At 56.2% G+C, this 12,916-nt stretch carries 13 protein-coding genes; 6 read left to right on the top strand and 7 right to left on the bottom strand.

Annotated elements, in window-relative coordinates; genetic code table 11:
- Window positions 1-77 precede the first annotated feature (77 nt).
- A complete protein-coding gene (locus tag AC1RDQ_RS22340; RefSeq protein ID WP_057715287.1) occupies window positions 78-428 on the bottom strand; it encodes a BON domain-containing protein in 351 nt (116 codons plus the stop codon).
- A 234-nt stretch (window positions 429-662) separates the two neighbouring features.
- Between AC1RDQ_RS22340 and AC1RDQ_RS22335 the strand changes: the two genes are divergently transcribed.
- Window positions 663-1,499 (top strand): MliC family protein, encoded by an 837-nt coding sequence (locus AC1RDQ_RS22335; RefSeq protein WP_492588137.1) that lies wholly within the window; start codon window positions 663-665, stop codon window positions 1,497-1,499.
- Between the two features lie 189 nt (window positions 1,500-1,688).
- Here AC1RDQ_RS22335 and AC1RDQ_RS22330 read toward each other — a convergent pair whose 3' ends face one another.
- The 4 genes from AC1RDQ_RS22330 to AC1RDQ_RS22315 form a co-directional block, all read right to left on the bottom strand.
- Window positions 1,689-2,072, bottom strand: a complete 384-nt coding sequence (locus AC1RDQ_RS22330) for a VOC family protein (RefSeq protein ID WP_492588135.1) — start codon at window positions 2,070-2,072, stop codon at window positions 1,689-1,691.
- Window positions 2,073-2,165: 93 nt separating this feature from the next.
- Window positions 2,166-3,284 (bottom strand): S-(hydroxymethyl)glutathione dehydrogenase/class III alcohol dehydrogenase, encoded by a 1,119-nt coding sequence (locus tag AC1RDQ_RS22325; protein ID WP_492588134.1) that lies wholly within the window; start codon window positions 3,282-3,284, stop codon window positions 2,166-2,168.
- Between the two features lie 109 nt (window positions 3,285-3,393).
- Complete coding sequence (locus AC1RDQ_RS22320) at window positions 3,394-4,362, bottom strand: ABC transporter substrate-binding protein (protein ID WP_090454905.1); 969 nt, start codon at window positions 4,360-4,362, stop codon at window positions 3,394-3,396.
- 154 nt (window positions 4,363-4,516) lie between these two features.
- Window positions 4,517-5,356, bottom strand: a complete 840-nt coding sequence (locus AC1RDQ_RS22315; protein ID WP_492588133.1) for a HalD/BesD family halogenase — start codon at window positions 5,354-5,356, stop codon at window positions 4,517-4,519.
- A 109-nt stretch (window positions 5,357-5,465) separates the two neighbouring features.
- Between AC1RDQ_RS22315 and AC1RDQ_RS22310 the strand changes: the two genes are divergently transcribed.
- Window positions 5,466-6,377, top strand: a complete 912-nt coding sequence (locus AC1RDQ_RS22310; protein WP_057715293.1) for a LysR family transcriptional regulator — start codon at window positions 5,466-5,468, stop codon at window positions 6,375-6,377.
- Window positions 6,378-6,597: 220 nt separating this feature from the next.
- Here the strand turns inward: AC1RDQ_RS22310 and AC1RDQ_RS22305 are convergent, their stop codons facing one another.
- Window positions 6,598-6,819 carry a hypothetical protein gene (locus AC1RDQ_RS22305; RefSeq protein ID WP_492588132.1) on the bottom strand — a complete coding sequence of 74 codons (222 nt, stop codon included), beginning with the start codon at window positions 6,817-6,819 and terminating at the stop codon, window positions 6,598-6,600.
- 827 nt (window positions 6,820-7,646) lie between these two features.
- Window positions 7,647-8,591 (bottom strand): LysR substrate-binding domain-containing protein, encoded by a 945-nt coding sequence (locus tag AC1RDQ_RS22300; protein ID WP_057715295.1) that lies wholly within the window; start codon window positions 8,589-8,591, stop codon window positions 7,647-7,649.
- 180 nt (window positions 8,592-8,771) lie between these two features.
- Here AC1RDQ_RS22300 and AC1RDQ_RS22295 point away from each other — a divergent pair, with 180 nt between their 5' ends.
- From AC1RDQ_RS22295 to AC1RDQ_RS22280, 4 genes are all read left to right on the top strand, one after another.
- Window positions 8,772-10,001, top strand: a complete 1,230-nt coding sequence (locus AC1RDQ_RS22295) for a CaiB/BaiF CoA transferase family protein (RefSeq protein ID WP_492588131.1) — start codon at window positions 8,772-8,774, stop codon at window positions 9,999-10,001.
- The gene (gene scpB / locus AC1RDQ_RS22290; protein WP_492588130.1) at window positions 9,998-10,792 is read left to right on the top strand and encodes a methylmalonyl-CoA decarboxylase; all 795 of its coding nucleotides are present in this window, start codon (window positions 9,998-10,000) and stop codon (window positions 10,790-10,792) included. The genes AC1RDQ_RS22295 and scpB overlap by 4 nt, the downstream gene beginning before the upstream one ends.
- A 169-nt stretch (window positions 10,793-10,961) precedes the next feature.
- The gene (locus tag AC1RDQ_RS22285; protein ID WP_492588128.1) at window positions 10,962-12,314 is read left to right on the top strand and encodes an SLC13 family permease; all 1,353 of its coding nucleotides are present in this window, start codon (window positions 10,962-10,964) and stop codon (window positions 12,312-12,314) included.
- Between the two features lie 160 nt (window positions 12,315-12,474).
- Window positions 12,475-12,906: a bleomycin resistance protein gene (locus tag AC1RDQ_RS22280; protein ID WP_492588127.1), complete on the top strand. Its 432-nt coding sequence runs from the start codon at window positions 12,475-12,477 to the stop codon at window positions 12,904-12,906.
- The last annotated feature ends 10 nt before the right edge of the window (window positions 12,907-12,916 follow it).

Below are 12,916 nucleotides of genomic sequence, written 5' to 3'. Positions count from 1 at the left end.
CTGGGGCACATTGGCATTCAGCTTCCCTCCGCCCTCGGTTCCCGACCGGGAGCGCGGCGCCTACAATGTTGCCATTATCATTTGTCGTCCATCTTTGTTGACGATTGTGGCCGGCGCTCAGTGCTCTCTTCGGCGTTGGGCGCTTCTGGAAAACTCCCTGGCGTGAACACATGGGTCTGCAAGTCGCTGGCATCGACTTCGGCGACACCATGAACCGAACGAGCCAGAACAATGGCCTGTTCACACTGTCTATGAGTGTTGACGCGGCCGCTTAACCCCACTATGCCCGCATGGGTTTTGACATTGATATGCAGGCTAAGGGTCGGATCGGAAAATGCCAGGGCCGACTTCACCTTGGCGGTAATCCATGCATCGTGAACGGCCATTTCCAGACCATGGGAGTAATGCTGGAAGGAGTGAATTTTCATGGCTGAACCCTCTGTCGCGTAATCAGACGTACCGTCCATCCCATTTGCTGTGTCGCCCTCTGCCTGTCAGGTGAACGCTATGGATACCTGATTTGCTTTGGAGCGCTCGTCACGCAAACATTGACAGAAATTAATTATAGTACGGCCGTTGCCTGCGGTCAGAGCGCTGTCCCCGTGAACGTCCGCCTTGGTCGCTCGGTGCTTGGCGACTGCATAAATCAAAAGGGACCGCGCATGAGCAAATATTTGGTTTTGTTATTGGCTGGCGCCACAGGCGTTGCTCAGGCGCAATCCATATGCACTTACCCATGGTATCAATCGATCGATAAGATACTGCACACATCCGATGCGCAAGGGCACGGGCCAGATATAGGCTCAGACGAATGGAAATCGGTGATCGAATTCAAGTTAGGGGTTCGCGATGGGGCAAATGTCCCTGAACGAAGCTCCGAACAGTGGTGCCAGTACATTGATCAGCATATCAATGCAATGCAGCCGACTGGGGGCGGCACGGTAAAATCGTCGACTGCCAATGTGACACCTGGCCCTTCATACGATTGCGCCAGAGTGGAGCCTGGCGGTATCGAAGCGATGATATGTGAGGACAAGGCGTTATCCGCGCTCGATCGCAATCTGTCGGCAGTTTATGCCAGTGCGAGTATTAAGGCCGGCAACGAGCATCCTCCCCGGCTAAAAGCAGAACAACGTGGATGGATCAAGGGACGCGACGACTGCTGGAAGAGTGATGACGTCAGTGCATGCTTGCGCATGGAATACCAGCGCCGCATCGCCGAGTTGCAAGCACGCTACCGACTGGTCTCGGGCACTGGGCCTGTCTATTACGAATGCGACGGCAACCCTGCTAGAGAGGTGACTGTCATGTTCTTCAAAACCGATCCGCCGACATTAATCGCCGAGCGTGGCGACAGCGTATCGCTGATGTACCAGCAGCCAAGTGGCAGTGGCATAAAGTACCTTGGGCGTAATGAAACGCTTTGGGAGCATCAGGCCGAGACCATAATCACTTGGGGATACGGTGGGCCCAAGTCGCAGTGCAAAAGAAAGCCTTGAGCAACGATTCAATCAGCTGGGTAATTGCATATTGCTGCCCCTCGTGACAGGCAGAAATCGGCCAGAAGCTGTCGTTCGAACACCAAGGTTAAACGGGCTTGTTCAAGCCACCATTGCAACCTTACGGATTACTAATCCTTGCGAGTAAGGGCTAATGACGAAGCATCTAATGATGCCTCGTCTTGAAGCTTAGGCTGGCTTGAAACAGTACGCAGCCAGCTTGTTCCCATCGAGATCCCGCGCGTAAGCCGCATAGGCGTCAGGTGCCCAGCCTCGCGGACCCGGTGCACCTTCGTCGGTGCCGCCACTGGCCAGCGCCGCGGCGTGGAAAGCGTCAATGGCCGCACGATTCGGCGCTTCGAAGCTGATGGTGACACCGATACCCACGCTGGCCGGGGCGCCGTTCGCCGGTTTCAGCACGAAGAAGGACGGAGCGCTCTCCCCCCAGATCGACCCCTTGTCGTCCAGATCAGCGATGCGTTTTTGGCCCAGGGTACCCAGGACATTGTCATAGAAGCTGCGCGCTTTTTGCAGGTCGTTGGTACCGACGGTCACATGAGTGAAAATGGTCATCTTTGTGCTCTCTTTGGTGTAGATATGCTGGGTTGATGTTGCAGGTTTTCGCGCCTTTGACTGGCCCTGACGGGTTTCGCCAAACCTGTTGAGTCAGCGATCGAAATGGATAACGGTGCGGATGCTTTCGCCTTGGCGCATCAGGTCGAAGGCTCTGTTGATCTCCTCCAGCCCCATGGTGTGGGTAATGAAACTATCCAGTGGAATGTCGCCCTTTTGCGCGTTCTCGACATAGCTGGGTAGCTCGCTACGTCCTTTCACACCGCCAAATGCCGAGCCGCGCCAGATGCGCCCGGTCACCAGTTGGAAAGGACGGGTACTGATTTCCTGACCGACACCAGCGACGCCAATGATCACCGACTCACCCCAGCCCTTGTGGCAGCACTCCAGGGCGGCGCGCATCAGATGGACGTTGCCAATGCATTCGAAGGAATAGTCCACACCGCCCTCGGTCATCTCGATGATCACGTCCTGGATCGGCCTGTCATAATCCTTGGGGTTGATGAAGTCGGTAGCGCCCAGTTGCCTGGCAATCTCGAACTTGGCCGGGTTGATATCGATCGCGATGATCCGGCCGGCCTTGGCCATGGTCGCACCGATAATGGCTGCCAGCCCGATGCCACCCAGACCGAAGATTGCCACGCTGGCTCCCTCCTCCACCTTGGCCGTATTGATCACCGCGCCAATGCCGGTGGTCACACCGCAACCGAGCAGGCAGACCTTCTCCAGTGGCGCATCCTTGGGGATTTTGGCCAGGGAAATTTCGGGAAGCACGGTGTATTCGGAGAACGTCGAGGTGCCCATGTAGTGAAAGACAGGCTGCCCTTCGTAAGAGAATCGGCTGGTGCCATCTGGCATCAAACCTTTGCCTTGAGTGGCACGGATTTTCTGACAAAGATTGGTCTTGCCGGAGGTGCAGAATTTGCACTCGCCACATTCCGGGGTGTAGAGCGGGATCACATGGTCGCCCACCGCCAGTGAAGTTACCCCCTCGCCAACCGCTTCGACGATACCGCCACCTTCGTGGCCAAGAATAACGGGGAAGATCCCTTCGGGATCGGCGCCGGATAACGTAAACGCATCGGTATGGCAGACACCTGTCGCAACAATGCGTACCAGCACCTCACCGGCTTGCGGCGGCGCTACATCGACTTCGACAATTTGCAGAGGCTGGTTCGCCGCGAAGGCGACGGCCGCTCGTGATTTGATCATGTTCGTGATTTCCCGGACGCAAAGAGGCGCCGTTCCTGTGTAGAAACAGTCAAGAGATTGTGTTCAGAGGGGTGTTACAGAGGACGGGCGTCCTTGCCCTTGAGGCCGATTAGAGCGATGCCTCGATCTTCTTTGCTGCGGCTTCGTCGACCCAGGCATGCCAGATTTCCGGGTGTTCCTTGAGGAACATCCTGGCCAGCTTCGGCGATTCGATGCGTTCCCGGGTCATCCTCGCCAGGTTCTGATTCAACAAGTCGATCGGAATGTTGACCTTCTCCAGTACTGCGACCAGTTCAGGAGCCTGTTCATGAAATGCCTTGGAGAGTCCCACCATGGTGATGACGTCTTTGTTGGCGCCGGTCTTTTCCTCCAGCCTTATCGCATCGATCTGCCCCATCAGCGGCGTCGGTGACCAGTAGTAGAACAGCACCGGCTCACCGCGTTTGTAACTGGACAGGACAGCCGCATCCAATGCCGCACCGGTACCTGGACGAAAGTTTGTGAACGTGTTTTCAAGACCATACTCTTTCAACATCTCGGTATTGTCCTGCTCACAGATCCAACCCGCAGGACAGTTGTAGAAACGGCCTTTGGACGGTTCTTCCGAATCGCGAAAAACACTCGCGTACTTGCTCAGGTCCGCGACTGTCCTGAGGTCGGGCGCCTGCGCTGGCCGGTTACGTTTAGCGTCCCCTTCAACGACGTAACGCGGCACATACCAGCCCTGAGTCGCACCAATGATCGGAGCGCCAACCCCGACAACCTTTCCGGCCGCCACCGCCTTTTTCCAGACTTCGCTGCGCTCCATCCACTCTTCGCCAAACACCTGAATGTCGTTGCCGGCCAGTGCGGTCTCGAGAATGATGGTGTTACCCACCAACTGATCCGTTGTACAGCCATAACCATCCTTGAGCACGATCATCATGATGTCGGTGAGGAGCATCCCGCTCTCCCAGTTCAACCCGGCAAATTTCACCGACTTGCCCGATTCACACCACCCTGAGGCCTGGCTTGAAGCACTACCGACAAGCAAGCCAAGGGTGAGCAAAGAGGCCAACAAACTCTTCCTGTTTTTCATGATCAGACGCTCCGAATCATTATTATTGGGGGCAGCGAACTGTTGTGTGCGACACAGGAGCAAACGAGTCCATCAGATTTAGCATGGACAAGTGCGTGCGCAAACACGTGAAACAAAGGCGTGAATCAATTGCATTTATTGTTATTGGCGAAGCTCAAGCTAATGGATCAACAGAAGTACGCCCGTAGAACAACTGGCGCGCATAGGCACTGAACTCGACATCGGGCTGGTCCACGTACGCAAACACCGCGTTGAGCCTCAGCCTGTCCCCTTCCACCGGCGTGACCCGGTGCAATGAATAGCGGCCGCGGAACAATGTCAGGGTGCCGGGCACTTGAGGGAGAACCTCTACCTGCTGTGTTTGCGAGTCATCGAGGAATTGCCTGACCGCGTCATAGCAATCGTCTCTTTCATTGCGCAGCATCCGCACATACTCGAAATCCCCACCGGCGCTTGCAGCCTGAAGGGACAGCGTGACGCTGAAGTCGGAACGATCAAAGTGCCACCCCAACTCCTGCCCTGCCGTGAAGCCCTGCAAGTTAAGGGCGGCTAATGGATCGGCATGACGATAGAGCGTGTCCAGAGCCAAAACATCTTTGATGAAAGCAAGGACTTCGTCCGATCCATAGATCTGCCGGATCAAATGGTCGGCAGGAATATCGGCATAGGCAACAGTGTCTTTTGCCGTGTTCATCAAGCGTCGTAGCGGGTGTTCCGGATCAACGCTTTCGTCCTGAGGTTTGAAATAAACCGTGTGGCTTTCCCGAAAATGAAACATGCGCGAGTGCAGTGCAAGTGTCTGCTGCGCCATCGCGACAACCGATGGATTGCGAACAAAACCCGGAAAGATCGCAACGCCCTCTTGTGCCAGCAACGACTGACTGTGAGTGACCAGTGCGAGATAAGCGGGGCTGGTGCGATCGGTGATTGGGTAACGCTCGAGATCGACGAGATCGCCCAGGGTTAGCGCAGGTGTGAAAGGCAGGGTAGTCATTGTTGTTGGTCTCCGTTGGCTCTGCTGGATTCAGATTGCATCGGCACCAAAAACAAGTCACGCTCATAATTTTACGCAATTTTGTGAATTATTTTCAGGTCGTATACCCATGAGACTGACGCTGGATCACTTGGTGATGTTGCAAACCTTGTCGGAAGTCGATTCGATCACCGCGGTGGCCGAACGTTTATGGCTGACACCTTCAGCCGTCAGTCACCGCATACGCGAAGCGGAGCGGCGGCTAGGCGTGAGCCTGACGGAAAGATCAGGAGGAAAGCTCAGACTCAGCCCTGCCGGCGTGCGCCTGGAACGGGCCGCCAAAGACATCATCGCCATACTCAATGAGGCTGAGTCCGAGGCCCGGTCCATGGCTGGTGGCGTCACAGCGTTTGTCCGTATGGGTGTCACCTCCTACGGCCCATTTCGCTGGATTCCAAAATTCATCAAGCACTACTCAAGTCTTCGGCCGGACATCGAAATCACACTGGTGACCGTGCCCCGTAACGACGTTTACGCGAGCCTGATGCAAGGCAGACTGGATGTGTCCATTATCGATGACGGCATGGTGCCTAGCGGTGTCGCGAAGTTGCCACTTTTTCGGGACGATTTGATTGCAATCATGGCAACCGATCACCCCCTTGCGGGAAGGAAAAATATCTATGCGGAAGACTTCAAGACTTACAACCTGGTGACGTATTCGACCGATCGCGCCAGTGGCTGGGAGTATGACCGTTTCTTCGCCCCCGCCAGCATCTTGCCGCGCCGCATGATCACGGTGGAGTTGATCGAAGCCATCGTTGAACTGGTCCGCTCAGGATACGGAATCAGCATATTGCAACGGGATTTGGTAACCCCCAGCCTGGAGCGTGGGGAGCTTGCGTGGGCGGCCCTGAATGACGGCCTGGATATCGCCTGGAACGCAATCGTTCGCCCCTCGGAACGGGAAGATAGCGAGGTCAGTAAAATGGTTACGGAGCTTGATACCTGGATAAAAAACGCAGGAAAACCTGAACGCAGCTAATCGCTGGTTGATGCGTAAAAATGGTTTTTTGGTCGATGGCTGCCCCTCGTGACAGGCAGAAATCGGCCAGAAGCAGCCCTTCATGATCGGCTGCTAATCGCTTGGCGGCTTGGGGTGTACTCTGCCCCTCGTGATAGGCATCAATTGGCCAAAAGTTGACGATTGAGAACCGGGCGTGCTCGACCAGAAGCTATTACGACGAGGCGAAAATTTTTAGCCTTCATGCTCCTTTATGGACATCTTCCACCGAATGGGCATATCGCTTCGTGGCCTCCATAACCAAGCCCTTTCGCTCGTCACGATTGATGAAACCTTTGATTGAATAGTCCTCGGCAAGCCGAAGTAATTCTTCGTATTGCTCTTGAGCAGTCGCTCGAATTTCGGGCATAACCAGCATTGATTGCCATGTCTCAAGCGCTTGCGCTTTTCGGTCTTCGTACATGATTACGACTCCCAAAGCCCTTGTTGCGATAGAGCCATGCGAGCAGCGGAATGTTCACCAAGGACGACGTGTGGCATTTCCCAGTCAGAAGGATTGATGATGACACCCACGAACAACATACAGACCGGCGTGCCATAGCCAGGTCTTTCGGTTGCGCAAATGGGACCTAAGACGGGACGCCCATTCATCAACGCAAAGCATAATGAGGTGAACGTCCACGACAAAAAAATGGACATAACGTTGAGGGATTAACGCACAAGTTATGCAAATCCCAGGAACGACAGGACGACCGCGACCACCACTACTAATCCGACAATGTAGATGATGCTGTTCATGATTTTCACCTCTCAACATGAATGAAATTGCGCGGCGAAGGTGTGCTTTTGTTATCACTAAACCTTGCCCGCTGTTCAATCGACAACAACGAAGCTCAATTTGCTCCTGTGCAAACTTCTCTGAGTGACGAGGTGGCAAAAGATGCGACAGGTGGGTAAATGCTCGAAGCAAAGACGCTGAGCTTGCCCACTACACCGTCCTGAGCGAAACGTTCAGAGAATCCGACATTCAAATTCCGGTTTACCCGCACCTTGAGCTTTTGCCTGAACCTGGGCTTCGAGTTTTTCCTAGCCAGGCGCTAATAGAATTTTGAGGCCCCTTCAGGAGGGCGTAAGGATGAATGTGAGCGAAGAAGCACATCGACTAGGATTGCCGACACCGTAATGGCCGTTCTGCATGTCCGCTATGGTCATTTGCTGCCCTGCGTGGCAGGCAGCAATCGGCAAAAAGCAGCCGCTCACGAACGACTACTTCCGACCCAATATAGCCTGTCAGTAATCTTGGAGGTTCCTTCCTTTGACAGGTTCATCTGCCCACCCCGGCTGCCGCTCGAACGCCTCGAACAGCTCGAAAATGGTCGACTTGACCTTCTGCACGGCATTGCTCTCTACAACCGTGTCATGCCAGCACAGCGAAAGATCCCGCTTGAACAGTCGATGATCGATCCTGGCCAGTTTGAGCCTGTGTTGCACAAGCTCAACATGGGCCGCGGCCCACGGCAGGATCGTGACACCGAGCTGCGCCTTGACGGCTGAGAACAACAGGTCGGTGGAATTGGCTTCGAATTCAACCTCGCATTTCAGGCCGGCCTCCTGCAGTGCAAATTCGACCCGACTGCGAATAGTGTTCGGAGCACAGGGCAGCACCAGCGGCATCTTCGCCAATGCCTCAATCGACACCGGTTCATCCGATAATGAAAATTCCGGCCACGCCACCAAGTACAGCGTTTCGGTTAACAGCCGCCGGAAAGCCATGCCCCGGGTTTCGACCACATCGACATTCACCGCCAGTGCCACTCGCCCTACCGTGATCAGACGTCCGAGTTCGGCGCTCGGAGAATCAATCAATTCCAACTTGATACCCGGATAACGGCTGCGAATCGTGCGTGCGAGCGGAATTGCCAGCATGCGCGCCGTACTCGACGGCATGCCGACCGAGACTTTGCCTTGCGGGAATTCGGCGTCCTGGCGCAGCAGTTCGTGGGTGCCGTCGGCCTGGCGCAGCAGTTCGATGGCATGCCGATAAAGCGTTTGCCCAGCCGCCGTGGGAACAACGCCATGCACGCTGCGCTCGAGCAGTTGCATGCCCATGTCCTGTTCCAGGTTGCGCATCTGCTGGCTGATGGCTGGCTGCGCGATATGCAGCGTTTCACTGGCGCGGGTGATGTTCCCGCACTCGACCACCTTGATGAAATACCGCAACTGGCGCAGGTCCATGTGTACCTCCCAAGCCATATGATTTTCCGATGACTGTAGAGAAATATCATATTTGAAGGTTATGAGATACGGCGCCTAGACTCGTCTCACAACACGAAGTGCTAACGGTCGTCACAGGCGAATGGCGCTTCAAAGGCTTTAGTGCAATGGCCGGTATTCAACCCTTCAATGGAGAACCCTATGCAAGCTATGCAAGGCGTGAAAATCGTCGACCTGAGTCGCGCACTGTCCGGACCGTTCTGCACCATGGTGCTGGCAGACCTCGGTGCCGATGTGATCAAGATCGAGCCCGGCCCGACTGGTGATATGAGCCGCACCTGGGGCCCCTTCGACCGTGGCGTGAGCACCTACTACTTATCGTGTAACCGCAACAAGCGCGGCATGTGCATTGACTTGCGCACCCCCGAAGGGTTGACCACTATCCAGCAGTTGATCGATGACGCCGACGTCGTCATCGAGAACTTCAAACCTGGCACGCTGGAAAGCATGGGCCTCGGTTATGAGGTGCTCAGCGCCCGCAATCCGCGACTGGTATTGGGTAGCATTAACGCCTTTGGCGCCGACGGGCCGATGAGCAGTTGGCCCGGCTTCGACCAGATCGCCCAAGGCTACTCGGGGCTGATGAGCCTGACCGGTTTCGTCGATGGCGACCCGACACGCACCGGCACCGCCATCGGCGATTTGACTTCGGGCATGTGGCTGGTGACAGCGGTGCTGGCCGCGCTGCTCGAGCGCGAGCGCACCGGGCGTGGCCAACATGTCAGCACGTCGCTGCTGGCCAGTCTGGTCGGGTTGCTGAGTGTGCACGGCCAACGCTACCTCAGCCTGGGGGATGTGCCGCGCCGCACCGGTAACGCCCATTCGGTGATTGCACCTTACGGCGTGTTCCAGACAAAGGATGGCCCGCTCAATCTGGCGCCGATCACCTCGGCCATGTGGGGGCGTTTGTGCATACTGCTCGATTTGCCCGAGCTGCCGGATGATTCGCGCTTCGCCACCAATGAAGCGAGGGTCGAACGTCGTGACGAATTGAGAGAGATTCTGGAAAGTCGTTTGAAAACCCGCAGCAAACGCGAGTGGACCTCGCTGTTCGTCGACGCAGGATTACCCGCCGGCCCGATCAACACACTCGATGAGGTCTTCGACGACCCGCAGGTGCTGCACAGCCAACTGACCGAGACACTCACGCACCCGACCCTTGGTGCACTGCGTCAGGTAGTGACCCCGGTGTTCTGCGCCAATGACAGCGTTGTCAGCCGCCCACCGCCGCTGCTTGGCGAACACACCGTCGAAGTATTGCGCGAAGCCGGTTTCGACGCTGCATCAATCAACGCACTGCTCGCCGCTAAAATAGTGTTCCAGAACGCCGATGACATGACCGGCGCGCAATCGACAGGAGCCGCACAATGAATTCAGCCTCTTCCACAACAGTGACCGTCAACCGGGTCGATGAACGCATCGCGCGGCTGGTCTTCAGCAACCCCACACACCGTAATGCGCTCAGCGCGCAACTGCTGACGGCGCTCAACGAAAGTCTCATCGCACTGGCGTCACAACGCATCCCGGTGGTGATCCTCGGCTGCGAAGTCGGCCAATCCGTGTGGAGTGCCGGCCACGATATCCGCGAACTGCAACACGACCGCGACCCGATTGCCTATGGCAAACCGCTCGAACAGGTATTGCGCCGCATCCGCGCCTATCCCGGCGTGGTGGTTGCCCTGGTGTCCGGCTCGGTGTGGGGCGGCGCGGTGGATCTGGTAATGAGCTGCGACATGGTCGTCGCGGACCGCAGCGCAAGCTTTGCCATGACTCCGGTGAACATTGGATTGCCCTACACCACCAGTGGATTGCTGCGCTTCTTCAACAATTTGCCGATTCATGTGTTGAAGGAAATGTTTTTCACTGCACAAAAGCTCGATGCGGTGCGGGCGGAACGGTTTGGTCTGGTCAACCGACTGGTCGACACTGATGTGCTGGAAGCGACCGCGCTGGAACTGGCACACGGCATCGCCTGCAAAGCGCCGCTAGCCGTTGCGGCGGTCAAGGAACAGCTGCGTATCCTCGAAGACTTGCAACCGATTCCGGTGCAGGCGATGGAGCAGATTGCCGAACTGCGCCGACAAGCCTGCGAAAGCGCTGACTTTGGCGAAGGACTGGCAGCCTTTGCCGAGCGCCGGCCAGCAGCATTTAATGGCAATTAGCACGACATCGTTGAAAGCTTCTGTGTTTGTACGATCGACTTCGCAGGCAAGCCACGCTTCCTCGTTTCGTCACGCTCGGCCCGACGCGAGTCGATTGCTAAACATCCCGAGACAATAACAACAAGGACGGTACCTGCGGGACCGTCCGAATGCGGGGAGTCAGATTGAAATGAATAATGAAATTCTGTCGATTTTAGTGCTAGTGGTCATTTTCGGCATCGCCAGCGTGTTGCCCATCAATATGGGCGCGCTGGCGTTCGCGGCGGTCTTTATCGTCGGTTCGGTGATAATGGACATGACACCGGCGACCATCTTCGCCGGCTTTCCCAGTGACCTGTTCCTGACTTTGGTCGGTGTCACCTATTTATTCGGCATCGCCCAGAACAACGGCACCATCGACTGGCTGATCGAACGGGCAGTGTTGATGGTGCGTGGCCATGTCGCCTGGATACCCTGGGTGATGTTCGTGGTGGCGGCGCTGCTCACCGGTTTCGGTGCGCTCAGCCCTGCGGTGGCAGCCATCCTCGCGCCTATTGCTCTCAACTTCGCCGTGCAGTACCGCATCAACCCCGTGCTCATGGGACTGATGGTGATTCACGGCGCTCAAGGCGGCAGTTTTTCCCCTGTGAGTATTTTCGGTGGCATAACCAATCAGATCGTTGCGTCCTCCGGGCTGCCTTATGCACCGTTCACTCTGTTCATCGCCAGCCTGCTGTTCAACCTGGGGATTGCCATGGTGGTATTCGTAGTCTTCGGTGGTTTACGTAGCGCTCGCCTGTCATTGGTGGTGGTCCCGTCCGGTCCCGAATTGCATGCTGCCGGTGCATCGCTGGCCATTCTTGGCCACGGTGGTACGCCGGCGTCCCCTGCTTATCATCGTACTGACCTGACGGGTGCCGGTGCGCCGCTACATACCCTCAGCGGCCTGGACGGGGCCAAGCTGTCGACGCTGGTCGGGCTGTTGGCCCTGGCGATCTCGGCATTAGTGTTCAAGTTCAATATCGGGTTGGTGGCCATGACGGTCGCGGTAGTCCTGGCCATGTTCGCGCCCAAGGCGCAGAAGGCGGCCATTGACAAGGTCAGTTGGTCGACTGTTCTGCTGATCACCGGGATCATCACTTACATCGGAGTGATGCAGAGCATCGGTACCATCGACTATGTCGCCCATGGCATCTCCGGCTTGGGTGAACCGCTGCTCGTCGCTTTGCTGCTGTGCTTCACTGCCGCAATTATCTCGTCCTTCGCTTCGTCCACGGCGTTGCTAGGGGTGATCATTCCCCTGGCCGTGCCATTCTTGAGCCAGGGCCACATCAGTGCGGTCGGCGTGGTCGCGGCTATCGCCATTTCCACCACCATCGTCGACACCAGCCCGTTCTCCACCAATGGTGCGCTGGTGGTTGCCAATACCCCCCCGCTGGAGCGAGAAAAAGTGTTGCGCAGTCTGCTGATCTATAGCGCGGTGGTTGCCCTGGTGGGACCCTGTGTTGCCTGGTTGACCCTGGTGGTGCCCGGGGTGCTCTGAGCCTTCGGGTCAGGCCCTGATCAACCTGATGGACTCAATTTTTCCGTCACCTGCCACAAGGGGTAAATTCCTGCACGATTTTCGGAAGGGAAGAATCGAAGCCATAAGTGCAGAACCTGCCCGCCCGCAAAAATGAGCCTTTTGAAATGGAAGTCATCTCATGTTCGAACGTAACAAACTGGTTCCGGAGTTAATGGTGAGCAACCTGGATAGCAGCCTGGCTTTTTGGGTTTCTTGCCTGGAGTTCAAAGTAGCTTATCAACGCCCGGAAGATGGATTTGCATACCTTGATTTGAATGGTGCTCAAGTAATGCTTGAACAGGTTGATTCGGACGCGGGTCAATGGCTGACTGCGCCGTTGACTGAGCCGTTTGGAAGAGGCATCAATCTACAGATTGATGTTGAGGCTGTCGCACCCATCATCCAAAAACTTGATCAGGTTGGATTCCCTCTCTATCGAGAATGCAAAGACACCTGGTATCGGGCGGACAATGTAGAAGTAGGCCAGCGCGAATTCATCGTCCAGGATCCCGACGGTTATCTCGTAAGGTTGGTAGAGCGGTTGGGTGAGAGACCGGCTTGCTCAATCTGAATCTGAGCCA

The sequence above is a fragment of the Pseudomonas sp. GW823-FHT02E01 genome (assembly GCF_058797535.1).
This window is presented reverse-complemented; position numbering and strand designations above follow the sequence as displayed.